The organism is Streptomyces sp. 2323.1, from assembly GCF_900221035.1.
In the GTDB taxonomy this organism is placed as follows: domain Bacteria; phylum Actinomycetota; class Actinomycetes; order Streptomycetales; family Streptomycetaceae; genus Streptomyces; species Streptomyces sioyaensis.
In genome coordinates, this window is record NZ_LT907981.1 from 2,217,493 (window position 1) to 2,235,159 (window position 17,667).

A 17,667-nucleotide genomic window follows, 5' to 3' on the forward strand; every position below is an offset into this window, starting at 1 on the left:
GCCGGCCGGCGGAGTTCTCCTCCGCCGGCCGGCCCCTCCCGCCCGTCGCCCGACCACCACCCCTGGTGGTCCGCGCTACGCGCGGGCAGTTACCCGCGTGATCAGCCGCGCGGCTTCTCCCGCATCTCGTACGTCGCGATGACGTCGTCGATCTTGATGTCGTTGAAGTTTCCGAGGTTGATACCGCCCTCGAAGCCTTCGCGGATCTCGGTGACGTCGTCCTTGAAGCGGCGCAGACCCTGGATGTTGAGGTCCTCCGCGACCACCTTGCCGTCGCGGATGAGGCGCGCCTTGGTGTTGCGCTTGACCTCGCCGGAGCGGATGAGCACACCCGCGATGTTGCCGAGCTTGGACGAGCGGAAGATCTCGCGGATCTCCGCGGTACCGAGCTCGACCTCCTCGTACTCCGGCTTGAGCATGCCCTTGAGGGCCGCCTCGATCTCCTCGATCGCCTGGTAGATGACCGAGTAGTACCGGACGTCGACGCCCTCGCGCTCGGCCATCTGCGTGGCACGGCCTTCGGCGCGCACGTTGAAGCCGATGACGATCGCGTCGGAGCCGGACGCCAGGTTGATGTCGGTCTCCGTGACCGCACCGACGCCGCGGTGCAGCACCCGGATGTCGACCTCTTCGCCGACGTCGAGCTGGAGCAGCGAGGACTCCAGAGCCTCGACGGAACCAGAAGCGTCACCCTTGATGATGAGGTTGAGCTGCTGGACCTCGCCGGCCTTGAGCACCTTGTCCAGGTCCTCCAGCGACACCCGGCGGGTGCGCTTGGCGAAGGCGGCGTTGCGCTCGCGCGCCGCGCGCTTCTCGGCGATCTGACGGGCCGTCCGGTCCTCGTCGACGACCAGGAAGTTGTCGCCGGCGCCCGGGACGTTGGTCAGACCCAGGACCAGGACGGGGGTCGACGGACCCGCTTCCTCGACGTTGTTGCCCTTGTCGTCGAACATCGCACGGACCCGGCCGTACGCGTCGCCGGCCACCATCGTGTCGCCGACGCGGAGGGTACCGCGCTGGACCAGGACGGTCGCCACGGCACCGCGGCCACGGTCGAGGTGCGCCTCGATCGCGAGACCCTGGGCGTCCTGCTCAGCGTTGGCCCGCAGGTCCAGCGCCGCGTCCGCGGTGAGGACCACGGCCTCCAGCAGGGACTCGATGTTCTCGCCCTGCTTGGCGGAGATGTCGACGAACATGGTGTCGCCGCCGTACTCCTCGGCCACCAGGCCGTACTCGGTCAGCTGACCGCGCACCTTGGTCGGGTCGGCGCCCGGGACGTCGATCTTGTTGACCGCGACCACGATCGGCACCTCGGCCGCCTTGGCGTGGTTCAGCGCCTCGATCGTCTGCGGCATGACACCGTCGTTGGCCGCCACCACGAGGATCGCGATGTCGGTCGACTTGGCACCACGGGCACGCATGGCGGTGAACGCCTCGTGACCGGGGGTGTCGATGAAGGTGATGCGCCGCTCTTCGTCGTTGACCTCGGTCGCGACCTGGTAGGCACCGATGTGCTGGGTGATGCCGCCGGCCTCGCCCGCGATGACGTTCGTCTTGCGGATCGCGTCGAGCAGCCGGGTCTTACCGTGGTCGACGTGACCCATGACGGTCACCACCGGCGGACGCGCGACGAGCATCTCCTCGCCGCCCTCGTTCTCACCGAAGTCGATGTCGAAGGACTCCAGGAGCTCGCGGTCCTCCTCCTCCGGGCTGACGATCTCGACGACGTAGTTCATCTCGTCGGCGAGCAGCTGGAGGGTCTCGTCGGAGACCGACTGGGTCGCGGTGACCATCTCGCCGAGGTTCAGCATGACCTGGACCAGCGACGCCGGGTTGGCGTTGATCTTCTCCGCGAAGTCCGTCAGCGAGGCACCGCGCGACAGGCGAACCGTCGCACCGTTGCCGCGCGGCAGCATGATGCCGCCGACCGACGGGGCCTGCATGGCCTCGTACTCCTGACGCCTCTGCCGCTTCGACTTGCGGCCACGACGCGCCGGACCGCCGGGACGGCCGAACGCACCCTGCGTGCCACCACGGCCACCGGGACCGCCGGGACGACCACCGAAGCCGGGACGACCGCCGAAGCCGCCGCCACCACCGGGGCCACCGCCACCGGGACGACCGGCGAAACCGCCGCCGCCACCCGGACGACCGCCGCCGCCACCACCGGGACGACCGGCGAAACCGCCGCCGCCACCGGGACGACCGCCGCCACCGGGACGACCGGCACCCGCGGGGCCGCGACCGCCGCCGCCACCGGGACCCGGACGCGGGCCGGCTGCGGGACGCTGCGGCATCATGCCCGGGTTCGGGCGGTTACCGCCGCCGCCACCACCGGGACGGGGGCCGCCGGGAGCGGCACCCTGCGGACGGGGCATACCGCCCGGGGTCGGACGGGCGCCGCCCTGACCCTGCGGACGGGTGCCGCCCTGGCCACCGGCCTGCGGACGGGGACCGCCGGGGCCGCCCTGGCCGCCGGGACGCGGGGCGCCACCGGGACGCGGGGCCTGCGGACGGGCCATGCCCGTCGAGCCACCGGAGGTGAAGGGGTTGTTGCCCGGACGGGGGCCGGACGGACGGGCACCGGGACGCGGGCCCGGACGCTCGCCACCGGGACGCGGAGCGTTACCGCGGCCCTGACCACCCTGGCCGCCCTGACCGGACGCCGGACGGGCCGGGCGCGGGCCGGGGGTGGCACCGGGGCGGGGAGCCGACTGGCCGGCGGCGGGAGCGGCCGGCGCGGACGGCGGAGCCTGGAACTCGGGCTGCGCGGGGGCGGCCGGAGCGGGCTTGGGTGCCGCAGCCTTCGGGGCCGGCGCGGGGCGCGGACCCGGCGTCGGGCCGGCGGCGGGAGTGCTCTTGGGTGCTGCGGGGGCCTGCGGCGCCTCGGCGGCGGCCGCCGGGGCCGGAGCCGGTGCCGCGGGGCCCGGCTTGGGGGCGCCGCCCGGCTTCGGGGCAGCAGGACGGGCCGCCTGCGCCGGGGAGGGCGCGGACGGCTTCGCGGGGGCCGCCTTGCGCGGCGCCGCGGGCTTGCCGGCGGCGCGGCCGTTGCCGCTGCCTGCCTGGAAAGCGTCGGTCAGCTTGCGCACGACCGGCGCCTCGATCGTCGAGGACGCCGAACGGACGAATTCCCCAAGCTCTTGGAGCTTGGCCATGACGACCTTGCTCTCGACGCCGAACTCCTTGGCGAGTTCGTATACCCGGACCTTAGCCACTTCGCTCCTTCTAGGTCCGGGTTGTCCACCGGACCGTCGCTACTTCATGGGCGTACTCATCGCGTACTCATCGAGTGCTCATCGCAATCTCGACCTACTTCCGACTCGCGAGGTACCTGACCGCACGGTTTTCCGTGCGCTGTGCGTTTCTTGCTGCTGTGCCTTATTGCAACGGCGGCTGCTCGACGGGCGTCCGCTCGAGGAACCGACGGAGCTCCGTGGTGTCGAACGGTCCCCGGGCCCGGTAGGCCCGGTTGAACGCCCGGCGGCGAACCGCCAGGTCGAGGCAGACCGGTGTCGGGTGCACGTACGCACCCCGGCCGGGCAGCGTACCGCGAGGATCGGGGACACACTCACCCTCGATCTCCACGATGCGCAGCAAATCGCCCTTGGCCGCTCGCTCCCGGCATCCCAGACAAGTGCGCTCAGGGCATGCGCGGGCATGCGTCCGGCCAGACACTGCTTAAGTCTACCTCCCCGTGCCGGCCCGACCCCGCTGGGGTGAAGGCCGAACGGCTGCTCAGAATTCCCTGCCGGGCGTCGCGGCACCACCGATTTTCCGGGGCCGCGACGCCCGCCGGCTACGCCGCGTGCATTCAGTCCTGCGCTGTGTGCTCGGTGTCCGGGCGGATGTCGATCCGCCAGCCCGTGAGGCGGGCGGCGAGCCGGGCGTTCTGCCCTTCCTTGCCGATGGCCAGCGACAGCTGGTAGTCGGGCACGGTGACCCGGGCGGAGCGCGCCGCCAGGTCCACGACCTCGACCTTGCTGACCCGGGCCGGGGACAGCGCGTTCGCCACCAGCTCGGCCGGGTCGTCCGACCAGTCCACGATGTCGATCTTCTCGCCGTGCAGCTCGGCCATCACGGCGCGCACCCGGCCGCCCATCGGGCCGATGCAGGCGCCCTTGGCGTTCAGGCCGGAGCGGGTGGAGCGCACGGCGATCTTGGTGCGGTGGCCGGCCTCGCGGGCGATGGCGGAGATCTCCACCGAGCCGTCCGCGATCTCCGGGACCTCCATGGCGAAGAGCTTCTTCACCAGATTGGGGTGGGTGCGCGACAGCGTCACCGACGGGCCGCGGACACCCTTGACCACCCGTACGACGTACGAGCGCAGCCGGGTGCCGTGGGCGTAGTCCTCACCGGGGACCTGTTCCTGCACCGGCAGGATGGCCTCCAGGCGGCCGATGTCGACCAGGACGTTCTTGGGGTCCTTGCCCTGCTGGACGACGCCGGTGACGACATCGCCCTCCCGTCCGGCGTACTCGCCGAAGGTGATCTCCTCCTCGGCGTCCCGCAGCCGCTGCAGGATGACCTGCTTGGCGGTGGTCGCCGCGATCCGCCCGAAGCCGGAGGGGGTGTCGTCGAACTCGCGGGGCTCCTCGCCCTCCGCCAGGTCCGTGAGGTCCTCGGCGTTCTCCTTCGCCCACACCGTCACATGACCGGTGTTGCGGTCCAGTTCCACCCGCGCCCGCCGGCGGCTGCCCTCGGTGCGGTGGTACGCGATGAGGAGGGCCGACTCGATCGCCTCGACCAGCAGGTCGAACGAGATCTCCTTCTCCCGCACCAGCCCCCGCAGGGCACTCATGTCGATGTCCACGGCTACGCCTCCTCCTTGTTCTCGTCGATCTTCTCGTCCTGCTGCGCGTCGCGCTTGTCGGACTTGCTCTTGAATTCCAGCTCGACGCGCGCCTTGGCGATCTCGTCGAAGGAGACCCGGCGGGCGGTCGGCTTGCGGCCCTTGACGCCCGGCACCTCAAGATCCAGTCCGGTCTCGTCCACCGCGATGATCCGGGCCACCAGCTCGCCGGCGCCTGCCTGCGCGGTCAGTTGGACCTTGATGAGGCGGCCGACGGCGCGGCGGTAGTGCCGCAGCTCGGTCAGCGGCCGGTCGGCGCCCGGTGAGGTCACCTCAAGGGTGTACGGGGCGCCGCCCATCACATCGGAGTCGTCCAGGACCTGGGAGGCCTCGCGGCTGAGCTCGGCACACTCGTCCAGCTGGACGCCCTCGTCGGAATCGACCACGATCCTCAGCACCCGCCGTTTGCCTGCCGGTGTCACCTCGATCTCTTCCAGATCCAGGTCTCGCGCGGCGACGAGCGGTTCAAGCAGTCCGCGCAGCCTCTCGCTCTGGGTCGTGCTCATCCGGGTGACTCCTCGGCCGCGTGTGCTGTTGTGGGTGGGTCGCGTGTCGGGTCAAAGCCTATCGGTTCCGGCGGGGTACTGACGATTCGGTGGGTGGTCACGGATACTCTCGCCTGCGGTGATCACTACGAAAGACCCCGGGAAGTGCAACGTGCCGAAAGTGCCGCTCACGCGCAGAAGGACCCTGCTGGCCGGCGCCGCCCTCGGGGGCGTGGCGCTGCTCGCCGGCTGCGCCGAGGACGACGGCCCCGGCGGGCGGGAACATTCCTCCGCCGCCGACCGGCTGCGCGAGCGCTCCGCCCGCGACAGCACGACCCTGCTCGCGCGCTATGACGCGACGCTGCGCGCGCACCCGGCGCTGGAGCCGCGGCTGCGCCCGCTGCGCGCCGAAGTCGCCCGGCACGCCGAGGCGTTGGGCGCGGACCGCACCGCCTCCGAGGGCCCGGCGCGCGACGCCGGTGCGCCCTCGTCCGCGCCGTCACCGCGCGCCGCCCGGCCGACCGCTCCCCCGGTTCCGCAGGACGAGCGGGCCGCCCGCGCGGCGCTCGCCGACGCGGAGCGCACCCTTGCCGACACCCGCACCAAGGCGCTGACCGCCGCGCCCCCGGAGCTGGCCCGGCTGCTCGCCTCGGTCGCGGCGGCCGGGGCGGCACATGCGTTTCTGCTGGCGGAGCCGGCCCGATGACGGGCACCGGACGACGCGGCGGAGCACGGACCAGCGAAGGGGCGTACACATGAGGGCCGCAGCGGTGCACCGCAAAGACGGGCAGCAGGACGACGAGCACGGTGAGCTGACGGCGGTGCAGGCGGCGCTGGCCGCCGAGCACGCGGCGGTCTACGGCTACGGCGTGGTCGGCGGGCGGATCACCGGCGACCGGCGCAAGGAGGCGCAGGAGGCGTACGACGGACATCGCGCACGCCGGGACGCCCTGCGCCGGGTGGTGCGCGATCTGGGCGGCACCCCGCAGGCCTCGGCCGCCGCCTATGAGCTGCCCTTCCCGGTCCCGGACGCGTCCGCCGCGGTCCGGCTGGCGGCGGAGCTGGAGGACCGGCTGGCCGCCGTCTACGCCGATCTCGTACGGGCCGGCGGCGCGGTCCGGCGCAGGGAGGCGGCGGCCGCGCTGCGGGAGGCGGCGGTCCGGGCGGTGCGCTGGCGCGGCAGCGGCGTAGCCTTCCCTGGGCTTGCGGAGCGGGCCGCGGCCGCCGCTCCGTCCGGCTCCGCGAGCGCCGCCGCGGGCGCGCTCTGAACGACGGCCGCCGCGCGGTCTCCGCCCAGGAAAAGGACAGCTCAAGCATGGCAACAGCACCCATCGAACCGCCGCAGCGGTTGGTGAGTTCGCTGAGCGGCGATCCGGACGGTGCGGTGCGGGAGTGGCTCGCGGCACTCCCGACCCTGGTTCAGCAGCGGCTGGACGCCTGGAAACTGACGCTGGAACGGGTGCAGGCCCCCGGTGGCCGCAGCAGTCTGCTCGCCCTCGTACGGCAGCAGGACGGGACGCCCGCGGCGCTGAAGCTGACCGTGCCGGGGCGGGTGTCCGCGCACGAGGCGGCGGCGCTGGAGGCGTGGGACGGCTGGGGCGCGGTACGGCTGCTGCGGTCCGACGACACCGGCGGGGCGCTGCTGCTGGAACGGCTGCAGGGCGCGGTGTCGCTGCGGGCGCTGCCGGAGGCGAAGGCGCTGCTGGAGGCGGCCGGGACGGTGCGGCGGCTGTGGGTGCCGGCCAAGGCGGGCCACCCCTTCGGGACGCTGGCCGGGCGCACCGAGGAGGCCGCGGTGGCGCTGCGTACGGCCGGATCCCTGACCCGGGCCGCCGGGCCGCTGGTGGAGCAGGCGCTGGAGCTGCGGCGCACCCTGCCGGCCGGGTCCGACGAGCAGTTCCTGCTGCACGGCGCGTTCCGGCAGGGCAAGGTGCTGGCCGGTGAGCGGGCGCCCTGGCTGGCGGTCGGCCCGTCGCCGGTGGTCGGCGAGCGGGCGTACGACCTGGCGGCGCTGGTGCTGGACCGGTTCGAGGATCTGATGGCCGGGTCGGGCGCGGCCCCGGCGGCCCGCCGCCGGGTGGCCAAGCTGGCCGACTCCCTGGAGGTGGACCGCGACCGGCTGCGCGACTGGACGCTGTACCGGGCGGTGGACACCGGCGTACGGGAGGTGGCCGCAGGCGCCCGCCAGCGGGGCGAGCTGCTGCTGGAGTTCGCGGCCTGGCTGTAGTGGACGGACGAACGGGCCGGCCGGGGTGGGCACCCCGGCCGGCCCGCTGCCGTACGGTCCTTACGCGCTGAGGCGGGCGACGGCCTCCTCGACCGTCAGCTCCTCGCGCTCGCCGGTACGGCGGTCCTTGACCTCGACGACGCCCTCGGCAGCACGCCGGCCGGCGACCACGATGGCCGGCACGCCCAGCAGTTCGGCGTCGGTGAACTTCACGCCCGGCGAGACCCCGGCCCGGTCGTCGACCAGGACCCGCAGGCCCGCGGCGCCGAGCCGCTCGCCGACCTCCAGGGCGAGCTCGGTCTGCTTGGCCTTGCCGGCCGCGACGACATGCACATCGGCCGGCGCGACCTCGCGCGGCCAGCACAGGCCCTTCTCGTCGTGCGACTGCTCGGCGAGCGCGGCCACCGCACGGGAGACGCCGATGCCGTACGAGCCCATGGTGACCCGGGCCGGCTTGCCGTTCTGGCCGAGCACATCGAGCTCGAAGGCGTCGGCGTACTTGCGGCCGAGCTGGAAGATGTGGCCGATCTCGATGGCGCGGTCGATGCGCAGGCCGGTGCCGCACTTCGGGCAGGGGTCACCGGGCTCGACGACGACCACGTCGAGGTACTCGTCGACCTCGAAGTCCCGGCCCGCGACGACGTTGCGGGCGTGCTTGCCCTCCTTGTTGGCGCCGGTGACCCAGGCCGTGCCGGGCGCGATCCGCGGGTCGGCGAGGTAGCGGAAGGCCTTGCCGGCCAGGCCCTGCGGGCCGACGTAGCCGCGGACGAGCTCGGGCCGGTCGGTGAAGTCCTCGGCGGTGACCAGCTCGACGGTGGCCGGTGCGAGGTGCTCGCCGAGCTTGCCGAGGTCGACCTCGCGGTCGCCGGGCACACCCACCGCGACGATCTCGCCGTCGACCTTGACCAGGAGGTTCTTCAGGGTCGCGGAGGCCGGCACGTCGAGGAACTCGGCGAGCGACTCGATGGTCGGGGTGTCGGGGGTGTCCAGCTCCTCGACGGGGCCGTGCCCGGAGCCGTCGGCCGGCGCGACCTTGACCGTCACGGCCTCGGTGTTGGCGGCGTAGTCGCACGCCGGGCAGTCCACGAAGGTGTCCTCACCGGCCGAGGCCGGGGCCAGGAACTCCTCGGAGGCGGAGCCGCCCATCGCGCCGGAGACGGCGGAGACGATGCGGTAGTCCAGGCCCAGGCGCTCGAAGATCTTCTGGTACGCCGCGCGGTGCAGGGCGTAGGACTGCTCCAGCCCCTCGTCGGTGGTGTCGAAGCTGTACGAGTCCTTCATCTGGAACTCGCGGCCGCGCAGCACACCGGAGCGGGGGCGGGCCTCGTCGCGGTACTTGGTCTGGATCTGGTAGAGGATCACCGGCAGGTCCTTGTAGGACGTGCACTGGTCCTTGACCGTGAGGGTGAAGATCTCTTCGTGGGTGGGGCCGAGGAGGTAGTCGGCACCCTTGCGGTCCTTGAGGCGGAAGAGCAGGTCGCCGTACTCCTCCCAGCGGCCGCTGGCCTGGTAGGGCTCCTTGGGCAGCAGGGCCGGCAGCAGCACCTCCTGGCCGCCGATGGCGTCCATCTCCTCGCGGACGATGCGGGAGACGTTCTCCAGGACCTTCTTGCCCAGCGGCAGCCACGTCCAGATGCCGGCGGAGGAGCGGCGGACGTACCCGGCGCGGACGAGCAGCTTGTGGCTGGCGGTCTCGGCGTCGGCCGGGTCGTCGCGCAGTGTCTTGATCATCAAGCGGGACATGCGCTGGACCTGTGCGGCGTGGGCCATGGGAGATTCTCCTGCGTAAGAAAGGTGACTCCCTGGAGGTTAGCCGTAGGGGTCTCTCCCGCGGAAATGGATACCGCTGCGCTTGGGCTTGCTTCCCACGTTTTCGGCTTTCCCGCCGTGGTGGTGTCTCGCCGTTGCGCTTTGCGGCGCCCCGCACGTTGTCTTCTTTCCCGCCGTGGTGGTTTGTCGCCGTTGCGCCTGGCGGCGGGCGTGGGTTGTCGGGTGCGGTGCCGCTCCTCCGGACTTCGTCCTGCGGCGCGGCCCCTCCCGTGAGTGGGTGGGAACAGGCCGGTGGGGGCGGGCCCCGGCCCTCGTCTGCGCGCGGTCGACGGATGAGGCCCGCCCCCACCGGTCTTCTCCCACCCCCAACAGGAGGGGCCGGACCGCAGGACGGAGTCCGGAGGGCCGGTCCCGCAGCCGAACAGCCAGCGCAGCGGCAACCAGCCCGCCGCAGGCGCAACGGCGAGAAGCACCGCGGCCGGTCGGCCGACAACGTCCGGGGGCGCCGCAAAGCGCAACGGCGAGAAGCCCCCGCGGCGGGCCAGCCGACAACGTGCGACGCGCCGCAAGGCTCAAGGCCGCATCAGCGGCAGCGGAGCGCCCATCACCGCGTACGGCGTGGGGGCGCTCGGGAAGAGCACGCGGCGGGCCAGGTCGTGGTAGCCGAGGGAGCGGTAGAGGCGGCGGGCGGGGCTCTCGGTGTCGATGGCGGAGAGGATGGAGCGTGGTTCGCGGGCCTCGTCGGTGAGGCGGGTGAGCAGGGCCCGGCCGATGCCGCGGTGCTGGTAGGCGGGGTGGACGTGCAGCTCGGTGATGGTGAAGGAGTTGTCGAGCCAGTGGTCGAGGGACGCGCTGCGGAGGTAGGGCTCGACGACCGTGGACCACCAGTGGGCGCGGTCGTTGGGCATGCCGTAGATGAAGCCGACCAGATGGCCGTCGGGGGTGGTGGCGCCGAGGGCGCGGGCGCCGGGGCAGGCGAAGTGGCGCAGCACGATGTGCCGGCGGACGGCGGTCTCCTCGTCGCTCAGGCCGAAGGCGAGCGCCTGGACGGCCAGCGCGTCATCGACGCGGGCAGCGAGATCAAGGGGGCCGACCGCGACGTGATCCATGCCCGGAGCGTACAAGGCGGCGGGCGGGAACAGTACGCCGAGATCAGAACAGCACGCTCATGAACGCGCCGACCTCCTCGAAGCCCACCCGGCGGTAGGAGGCGCGGGCCGCGGTGTTGAAGTCGTTGACGTAGAGGCTGACGACGGGGGCGACATCGCTGAGGGCGTAGCGCAGCACGGCGGCCATGCCGGTCTCGGACAGGCCCTTGCCGCGGTGGGCGGGGTCGACCCAGACGCCCTGGATCTGGCAGGCCCGCTGGGTGGCGGCGCCGATCTCGGCCTTGAAGATGACCTTGCCGTTCTCTATGCGGGCGAAGGAGCGCCCGGCGCCGACGAGTTCGGCGACCCGGGCCTGGTAGAGGAGCCCGCCGTCGCCGGCCATCGGGGAGATGCCGACCTCTTCGGTGAACATCGCCACGCAGGCGGGCATGATCAGGTCCAGCTCGTTCTTGCGGATCCGCCGGACGTCCGGGTCGGGGGCGATCTCGGCGGACGGTGCGGTGGTGACCATCAGCGGCTGGTGGGCGCGGATCTCGCGGGCCGGTCCCCAGTACGGCTCCAGGAGCGACCACAGCTCGGCGGTGGGGCCCGCGGGGCCGACGATGGACGAGCAGCGGCGGCCCTGGCGGCGGGCGCGTTCGGCGAAGCCGCGGACGGCCTCGGAGGTGGCGCAGACCGGGACGAGGTTGGCGCCGGCGTAGCAGAGCGACTCCAGGCGGCCGCCGACGTACCAGCCCCACATCTCGCCGCCCAGCCGCCATGGGTCGAGGCCGGCGATCTGGACGCGGGCGGCGACAAAGGCATTGGCGACCGGATCGCGGTCCAGGACCGCGAGGGCGTCGTCGAGCTCCCCGGGCTCGAGGACCTTGATGGCAGTGGTCGTCAGCACGTGTCGGACAGCCTCACCGTTACGGGCCTGGGAGGCCAGGCGATAGCAGGTCCTGGCACTTTACCTCCACGCGCGCGGGAGCACCCGGCCCCGGCGGGACGGATTGTCCCGGGCGGCCGAGAGCCCCGCGGCCCGGTGCGGGCGGCGGGGCTCGGCGGCTGCGGGGGGCCTCAGCCGGCGGCGGTGACGACCGGCTCGCCGGAGGCGATGCCGTCGGCCTCCATCTGTGCGGCGATCTTCAGCGCCTCTTCGATGAGGGTCTCGACGATCTTCGACTCGGGGACGGTCTTGATGACCTCGCCCTTGACGAAGATCTGGCCCTTGCCGTTGCCGGAGGCGACGCCGAGGTCGGCCTCGCGGGCCTCGCCGGGGCCGTTGACGACGCAGCCCATGACGGCGACGCGCAGCGGCACCTCCATGCCCTCCAGGCCCGCGGTGACCTCGTCGGCGAGCTTGTAGACATCGACCTGGGCGCGGCCGCAGGACGGGCAGGAGACGATCTCCAGGCGGCGCTGGCGGAGGTTGAGCGACTCCAGGATGGAGATGCCGACCTTGACCTCTTCGGCGGGCGGCGCGGAGAGCGAGACGCGGATGGTGTCGCCGATGCCCTCGCTGAGCAGGGCGCCGAAGGCGACGGCGGACTTGATGGTGCCCTGGAAGGCGGGGCCCGCCTCCGTGACGCCGAGGTGGAGGGGGTAGTCGCACTGGGCGGCGAGCTGGCGGTAGGCGTTGACCATCACGACCGGGTCGTTGTGCTTGACCGAGATCTTGATGTCACGGAAGCCGTGCTCCTCGAAGAGGGACGCCTCCCACAGCGCGGACTCGACGAGCGCCTCGGGGGTGGCCTTGCCGTACTTGGCCAGCAGGCGGGCGTCCAGCGAGCCGGCGTTCACGCCGATCCGGATGGGCGTGCCGGCCGCGGAGGCCGCCTTGGCGATCTCCTTGACCTTGTCGTCGAACTGCTTGATGTTGCCGGGATTGACGCGGACCGCGGCGCAGCCGGCGTCGATCGCGGCGAAGACGTACTTCGGCTGGAAATGGATGTCCGCGATGACCGGAATCTGGGACTTCCGAGCGATCACCGGCAGCGCATCGGCGTCGTCCTGGGTCGGGCAGGCGACGCGGACGATCTGGCAGCCGGAGGCCGTCAGCTCGGCGATCTGCTGCAGCGTCGCGCCGATGTCGGACGTGCGTGTGGTCGTCATCGACTGCACCGAGACCGGTGCGTCTCCGCCCACGGCGACCGTTCCGACCTGGATCTTGCGGCTGACCCGGCGGTCGGCAAGCTTGGTCGGTACGTCCGGCATTCCCAGTGAAATGGCAGTCATCTGGCGAGCAACCCCAAGGTGTGGATCTAGGCCCCGCATCGGCGGGCTCCGGCCTTCGAGGTTACGGCACCGGGGTTGCAGGAGGCACATCGTCCCCCCGTGGCACCACGAAAGGAGACGGCCGGACACCTCCAAACGCCACAGAGGTGCCCGGCCGCCGCCAAACCTGTTTTCAGGTCAGCTTCACCGGATTCACCACGTCGGCGACGAGCACCAGCAGGGTGAAGCAGATGAAGATCCCCGCGACGACGTAGGCGACCGGCATCAGCTTGGCGACGTCGAAGGGGCCGGGGTCGGGACGCCGGACGATCTTGGCGAAGGCCCGCCGGATCGACTCCCACACGGCGCCGGCGATGTGTCCGCCGTCCAGCGGCAGCAGCGGCAGCATGTTGAACAGGAACAGCGAGAGGTTGAAGCCGGCGACCAGGAAGAGCATGGTCGCCACCCGCTGCTCCGGCGGGATGTGCAGGGAGAAGACCTCGCCGCCGACCCGGGCCGCGCCGACCACGCCCATCGGGGAGTCCTGCTTGCGCTCGCCGCCGTTGAAGGCCGCGTCCCACAGGCCCGGGACCTTGCCGGGCAGGTTCACCAGCGAGGAGACGCCCTGCTCGACCATGTTGCCCATGCGGTCGACGGACTGGCCGAAGGATTGCTGGACCACGCCGCTGGCCGGGGTGAAGCCGAGGAATCCGGCCCTGACGAACTGGCCGGGCACATAGCCGCCGTGGCCGTCGGTCTTGGCGACCTTGTTCTCGATCAGGTCGGCGTGCAGGGTCTTGCGGGCGCCGTGGCGCTCGACGACGAGGGTGGCGGGCCCGGTGGTGTCGCGGATCTGCTGCTGGAGGGCGCCCCAGTCCGGGACGGCGCGCCCGTTGAACGACACGATCTTGTCGCCGGCCCGCAGGCCCGCGGCCTTGGCCGGGGAGTCCTTGGCTCCGGCCGGGCACTTGTCGGTCTTGGCGGCGGCCGAGATGACGCAGTCCGAGACGGAGCCGACCGAGGTCGTCTGGGTGTTGATGCCGAAGCCCATCAGCACGCTCATGAAGATCACGACCGCCAGGATCAGATTCATGAACGGCCCGGCGAACATCACGATGACGCGCTTCCAGGGCTTGCGGGTGTAGAAGAGCCGCTTGTCGTCGCCGGGCTGCAGCTCCTCGAAGGCCGCCGAGCGGGCGTCCTCGATCATGCCGCGGAACGGCGAGGTGGAGCGGGCCTGGAGCTTTCCGTCGTCCCCGGGCGGGAACATCCCGATCATGCGGATGTAGCCGCCGAGCGGGACGGCCTTGATGCCGTACTCGGTGTCGCCCTTCTTACGGGAGAAGAGCGTCGGCCCGAAGCCCACCATGTACTGCGGCACGCGGATACCGAACATCTTGGCCGTGGAGAGATGGCCGAGCTCGTGCCAGGCGATGGAGAACAGCAGGCCGACGACGAAGACGACTATGCCGAGAATGGTCATCCAGGTCGTCATGCGCGAGCCTCCGAAGGTGTCCGTGCCGCACGGGCGGCCAGTTCGCGGGCGCGGGCGCGCGCCCAGGTCTCCGCCTCCAGGACGTCCGCGACCGTCAGGGAAGTTCCCCGGGCGGGCGTGCCGTGTTCGGCGACCACATCGGCGACGGTATCCACAATCCCTGTGAACGGCAGCCCGCCCTTGAGGAATGCCTCCACGCATTCCTCGTTCGCCGCGTTGAAGACGGCCGGGGCGGTGCCGCCCAGATCACCGACGTGGCAGGCCAGCGGGACGGAAGGGAAGGCGGAGGCGTCCAGCGGGAAGAATTCCCAGGTCTGGGCCTTCGTCCAGTCCACGCCCGGTGCGGCGTCCGGGACCCGCTCGGGCCAGCCGATGCCCAGCGCGATCGGCATCCGCATATCGGGCGGGCTGGCCTGGGCGAGCGTGGAGCCGTCGGTGAACTCCACCATCGAGTGGATGTAGGACTGCGGATGGACGACGACCTCGATGCGGTCGAAGGGCACGTCGAACAGCAGATGCGCCTCGATGACCTCCAGGCCCTTGTTGACGAGGGTCGCGGAGTTGATGGTGACGACCGGGCCCATCGACCAGGTGGGGTGGGCCAGCGCCTGCTCGGGGGTGACTCCGGCCAGCTCCCGCTTCGTACGGCCGCGGAACGGGCCGCCGGAGGCGGTGACGACGAGCTTGCGCACCTCGGCGCGCTCGCCGCCGGCCAGCGCCTGGAAGAGGGCGGAGTGCTCGGAGTCGACGGGGATGATCTGGCCGGGCGCGGCGACCGCCTTGACCAGCGGGCCGCCGACGATCAGCGACTCCTTGTTGGCGAGGGCCAGCACCCGGCCCGCCTTCAGGGCGGCCAGCGTCGGGGCGAGGCCGATGGAGCCGGTGATGCCGTTGAGGACGGTGTGGCAGGGCGACGCGGCCAGTTCGGTGGCCGCGTCGGGGCCGGCCAGGATCTCGGGCAGCGGCTCGCCCGCGCCGTAGCGGTCCGCCAGCGCCGTGCGCAGCGCGGGCACCGCGTCCTCGCGGGCCACCGCGACGGCGGTCACCCGCAGCTGGTGCGCCTGCTCGGCGAGCAGCTCGACCCGGCCGCCGGCCGCGGAGAGCGCGGTGACGCGGAAGCGGTCGGGGTTGCGCAGCACGATGTCGATCGCCTGGGTGCCGATCGAACCGGTCGAGCCGAGGATCACCAGGGAACGGGGCCCGCGCGGGCCGTCCGGGTCGCCGGCGGCCGGCTCGAAGCGCAGATGCGGGTGGGCGAGGGAGTCCGTCATGGGGTCCATTGTGGCCGGTCGCCGGGGTGCGGTGGACACCAAGGGCGGGTCTTGCCGATCATGCGGGCCCGGAGGCGCCCGGCACGCCCCGGGGCCGCCCCGGCGGATCACCGCCGGGGCGGCCCCGGACTGCGGGCCGCGTCCGGCTCAGCGGATGGGCCGCCGGACGTTGTCCGTCCTGCTCGGGCCCGGGGTGGCGTCGGCGATCCAGGGGCCGTCGCCGCTGGGGTCGACGATGCCGTCCTCCAGCCAGGTGTAGTTGCCGTCGAGCACCCCGGAGACGACCTTGCGGTCGAGCTCGTCGGTGTTGGTCCACAGCCGGCCGAACAGCTCCTCGATCCGGATCCGCGCCTGCCGGCAGAACACGTCGGCCAGCTGCTGCGCCTCGCGCCCGTGGTCGTCGGTCTCCCGCAGGTACTCGGCGCGGACGCACGCGGCGCTCATCGCGAACAGCTCGGCGCCGATGTCGACGATCCGGCCGAGGAAGCCCTGCTTGGTCTCCATCCGGCCCTGCCAGCGGGACATCGCGTAGAACGTGGAGCGGGCGAGCTTGCGGGAGGTCCGCTCGACGTACCGCAGATGCCCGGCGAGCATCCCGAACTCCTGGTACGTACGCGGGAGTTGGCCCGGACCGGCGACGAGCTTGGGCAGCCAGCGGGCGTAGAACCCGCCGGCCTTGGCCGCCGCCCGGCCCTTGTCGGCGAGGGTCTTGTCGGGGTCGATGAGGTCGCCGGCGACCGACAGATGGGCGTCCACCGCCTCCCGGGCGATCAGCAGATGCATGATCTCCGTGGAGCCCTCGAAGATCCGGTTGATGCGCATGTCGCGCAGCAGCTGCTCGGCGGGGACCGCGCGTTCGCCGCGGGCGGCGAGCGAGTCGGCGGTCTCGAAGCCGCGGCCGCCGCGGATCTGGACGAGTTCGTCGGCGATCAGCCAGCCCATCTCGGAGCCGTAGAGCTTGGCGAGGGCTGCCTCGATGCGGATGTCGTTGCGGTTCTCGTCGGCCATCTGGGAGGAGAGGTCGACGACCGCTTCGAGGGCGAAGGTGGTGGCGGCGATGAAGGAGATCTTGGCGCCGACGGCCTCGTGCTTGGCGACCGGGCGGCCCCACTGCTCGCGGGCCCCGGACCACTCACGGGCGATCTTCAGGCACCACTTGCCGGAGCCGACGCACATCGCGGGCAGCGACAGCCGTCCGGTGTTGAGGGTGGTCAGCGCGATCTTCAGGCCGGCGCCCTCGGGGCCGATGCGGTTCGCGGCGGGGACCCGTACCTGGTGGAAGCGGGTGACGCCGTTCTCCAGGCCGCGCAGGCCCATGAAGGCGTTGCGGTGCTCGACGGTGACGCCGGGTGCGTCGGCCTCGACGACGAACGCCGTGATGCCGCCCTTGTGGCCGTCGGAGGCGGGCACCCGCGCCATCACCACCAGCAGATCGGCGACCACACCGTTGGTGGTCCACAGCTTCACGCCGTCGAGTACGTAGTCGTCGCCATCAGGGACGGCCACGGTCGCCAGCCGGGCCGGGTCCGAACCGACGTCGGGCTCGGTCAGCAGGAACGCCGAGATGTCCGTCCGCGCCAGGCGCGGCAGGAACGTCTCCTTCTGCTCCTTGGTGCCGAACAGCTTCAGGGGCTGCGGTACGCCGATCGACTGGTGCGCGGAGAGCAGCGCGCCGATGGCGGGGCTGGCGGTGCCGACCAGGGCCAGTGCCCGGTTGTAGTAGACCTGGGTCAGCCCGAGGCCGCCGTACTTCGGGTCGATCTTCATTCCCAGCGCGCCGAGCTCCTTGAGACCCTTGATGGTCTCGTCCGGAATCGTTCCCTCGCGCTCGATCCGGGCGCTGTCGATCTTCGTCTCGCAGAACTCACGCAGCGTGGCGAGGAATTTCTCGCCGCGGCGCACGTCGTCGACCGCGGGGGTGGGGTGCGGATGGATGAGGTCGAGCCGGAAGCGCCCCAGAAACAGTTCCTTGGCGAAGCTGGGCTTGCGCCAGTCCTGCTCGCGGGCCGCCTCGGCGACCTGGCGTGCTTCGCGCTCGGAAACGTTGCGGATGGATGGAGCGGTCATCAGGAGCTCACCTCGCCGCGGGTTCGGGAGTTCAGCGCCGGCGGCCGGTCGGTCGCTGGACAGCGCTACTTGTGAGAGTTACCCGATCCGCACGGGTTGCACCACTGGAGGTACGAGGAGAAGCCGGCGCAAGGGCGCCCGCGCGCCATGGGAGGCCTGCGTCCGGGCACCGGTCCCTGAGGACTTGCGGGCCTCGGC

At 72.1% G+C, this 17,667-nt stretch carries 14 protein-coding genes; 3 read left to right on the top strand and 11 right to left on the bottom strand.

What is annotated here, in order from left to right; translation table 11 throughout:
- Positions 1 to 101: 101 nt before the first annotated feature.
- The 4 genes from infB to rimP form a co-directional block, all read right to left on the bottom strand.
- On the bottom strand, positions 102 to 3,215 hold the full coding sequence (infB, locus tag CPH93_RS08855) for a translation initiation factor IF-2 (RefSeq protein WP_096212486.1): 3,114 nt from the start codon (positions 3,213 to 3,215) through the stop codon (positions 102 to 104).
- Positions 3,216 to 3,378: 163 nt separating this feature from the next.
- The gene (locus CPH93_RS08860) at positions 3,379 to 3,675 is read right to left on the bottom strand and encodes a YlxR family protein (RefSeq protein ID WP_093485428.1); all 297 of its coding nucleotides are present in this window, start codon (positions 3,673 to 3,675) and stop codon (positions 3,379 to 3,381) included.
- A gap of 136 nt (positions 3,676 to 3,811) precedes the next feature.
- Positions 3,812 to 4,810, bottom strand: a complete 999-nt coding sequence (gene nusA, locus CPH93_RS08865) for a transcription termination factor NusA (RefSeq protein WP_093485427.1) — start codon at positions 4,808 to 4,810, stop codon at positions 3,812 to 3,814.
- Positions 4,811 to 4,812: 2 nt separating this feature from the next.
- A complete protein-coding gene (rimP, locus tag CPH93_RS08870; RefSeq protein WP_096212487.1) occupies positions 4,813 to 5,355 on the bottom strand; it encodes a ribosome maturation factor RimP in 543 nt (180 codons plus the stop codon).
- Positions 5,356 to 5,515: 160 nt separating this feature from the next.
- On the opposite strand from rimP, the gene CPH93_RS08875 reads away from it, so the two are divergent.
- The 3 genes from CPH93_RS08875 to CPH93_RS08885 are packed head-to-tail and all read left to right on the top strand — an operon-like array spanning position 5,516 to position 7,561.
- Positions 5,516 to 6,040, top strand: a complete 525-nt coding sequence (locus CPH93_RS08875; RefSeq protein ID WP_173909753.1) for a hypothetical protein — start codon at positions 5,516 to 5,518, stop codon at positions 6,038 to 6,040.
- Positions 6,041 to 6,089: 49 nt separating this feature from the next.
- The gene (locus CPH93_RS08880) at positions 6,090 to 6,602 is read left to right on the top strand and encodes a ferritin-like domain-containing protein (RefSeq protein ID WP_096212489.1); all 513 of its coding nucleotides are present in this window, start codon (positions 6,090 to 6,092) and stop codon (positions 6,600 to 6,602) included.
- A gap of 47 nt (positions 6,603 to 6,649) precedes the next feature.
- A complete protein-coding gene (locus tag CPH93_RS08885) occupies positions 6,650 to 7,561 on the top strand; it encodes an aminoglycoside phosphotransferase family protein (protein ID WP_096212490.1) in 912 nt (303 codons plus the stop codon).
- Positions 7,562 to 7,621: 60 nt separating this feature from the next.
- Here the strand turns inward: CPH93_RS08885 and CPH93_RS08890 are convergent, their stop codons facing one another.
- The 7 genes from CPH93_RS08890 to CPH93_RS08920 all read right to left on the bottom strand — a co-directional run bounded on the left by CPH93_RS08890 (position 7,622) and on the right by CPH93_RS08920 (position 17,469).
- Positions 7,622 to 9,331 (bottom strand): proline--tRNA ligase, encoded by a 1,710-nt coding sequence (locus CPH93_RS08890; protein ID WP_093485422.1) that lies wholly within the window; start codon positions 9,329 to 9,331, stop codon positions 7,622 to 7,624.
- A gap of 572 nt (positions 9,332 to 9,903) precedes the next feature.
- The gene (locus CPH93_RS08895) at positions 9,904 to 10,440 is read right to left on the bottom strand and encodes a GNAT family N-acetyltransferase (RefSeq protein WP_093485421.1); all 537 of its coding nucleotides are present in this window, start codon (positions 10,438 to 10,440) and stop codon (positions 9,904 to 9,906) included.
- A gap of 43 nt (positions 10,441 to 10,483) precedes the next feature.
- Positions 10,484 to 11,329: a GNAT family N-acetyltransferase gene (locus CPH93_RS08900; RefSeq protein WP_093485420.1), complete on the bottom strand. Its 846-nt coding sequence runs from the start codon at positions 11,327 to 11,329 to the stop codon at positions 10,484 to 10,486.
- A gap of 170 nt (positions 11,330 to 11,499) precedes the next feature.
- Positions 11,500 to 12,657, bottom strand: a complete 1,158-nt coding sequence (ispG, locus tag CPH93_RS08905; RefSeq protein WP_093485419.1) for a flavodoxin-dependent (E)-4-hydroxy-3-methylbut-2-enyl-diphosphate synthase — start codon at positions 12,655 to 12,657, stop codon at positions 11,500 to 11,502.
- Between the two features lie 172 nt (positions 12,658 to 12,829).
- Positions 12,830 to 14,131 carry a M50 family metallopeptidase gene (locus CPH93_RS08910; protein WP_093485418.1) on the bottom strand — a complete coding sequence of 434 codons (1,302 nt, stop codon included), beginning with the start codon at positions 14,129 to 14,131 and terminating at the stop codon, positions 12,830 to 12,832.
- Positions 14,128 to 15,402, bottom strand: coding sequence for a 1-deoxy-D-xylulose-5-phosphate reductoisomerase (dxr, locus tag CPH93_RS08915; RefSeq protein WP_093485417.1), 1,275 nt, complete (start codon positions 15,400 to 15,402; stop codon positions 14,128 to 14,130). Before dxr ends, CPH93_RS08910 begins: the two co-directional genes overlap by 4 nt.
- Positions 15,403 to 15,549: 147 nt before the next feature.
- Positions 15,550 to 17,469: an acyl-CoA dehydrogenase family protein gene (locus CPH93_RS08920; RefSeq protein WP_093485416.1), complete on the bottom strand. Its 1,920-nt coding sequence runs from the start codon at positions 17,467 to 17,469 to the stop codon at positions 15,550 to 15,552.
- Positions 17,470 to 17,667: the final 198 nt, after the last annotated feature.